Source organism: Spirulina sp. CCY15215 (genome assembly GCF_016888125.1).
GTDB lineage: Bacteria > Cyanobacteriota > Cyanobacteriia > Cyanobacteriales > Spirulinaceae > CCY15215.
Genome location: NZ_JACSWA010000240.1, coordinates 1 through 718, shown reverse-complemented (window position 1 = coordinate 718; position 718 = coordinate 1). Strand labels below are relative to the sequence as shown.

The following is a 718-nucleotide window of genomic DNA, read 5'->3' as shown; positions in this document are numbered from 1 at the left end:
TCTTTTTTGTGAATTGTCTGGCAATATTTGTGGTTAATACCTTGTATTAATCCATTTGGGGTAGAAATGTTAAAACTTCCTGTTGAACGTACTGCAACACGACCAAGATAATTCCCTATCTTTTTACCTTTAGTTACAACAGCTTTTACGATATCACCCGTTTGGAAACCTTTAACAAATTTAAGTCGTGGTACATAACGAGAAGGGGAAACCATACTTATCGGTTCTGCAAGATTGTCTAGTTCCATGACCTGTTGCTTTGATTAGCAATGGCTTGCTTGTTAATAATTCTAAATTACTAACATTGCCTACACACGCTGCATCAATCCAATGTTCTTTAGGTAGATTTAATCGTGTTCTGTTGAATTTAGTTTTACCTCCCGACCCTGTAGTTGTTGTTAGTCCGATAGCTTGTAAAACGTTGAACAAAGCCCATCTAGTAGAATTGACAGCCGACGCATCCTTTAAAGGGCGTTTTGCTTGAGATAGAATGCGTTTTAACACTTCAGGTTTTTTAGCTAAAAATACCTTAATATCTTTAGTTCCTTTTTTGGTGTTACAGGGTTCACAAGCTAAACATAGGTTGCTAATTCTATTAGTACCGCCCTTGGCTTTAGGATAAATGTGTTCAACTTGCAAGGGAATATTTTCAGCATTACAGTAAGAACATTTTCTATTCCATTTGTTGAGCAGATACTCTCTTACTTCATAGCCAACT

Annotated in this window: 1 pseudogene; it reads right to left on the bottom strand. The window is 36.5% G+C overall.

Annotated features, from left to right (window positions below):
• Positions 1 to 718 (bottom strand): annotated as a pseudogene (gene iscB, locus JUI58_RS01780) (RNA-guided endonuclease IscB); the annotation flags it as partial.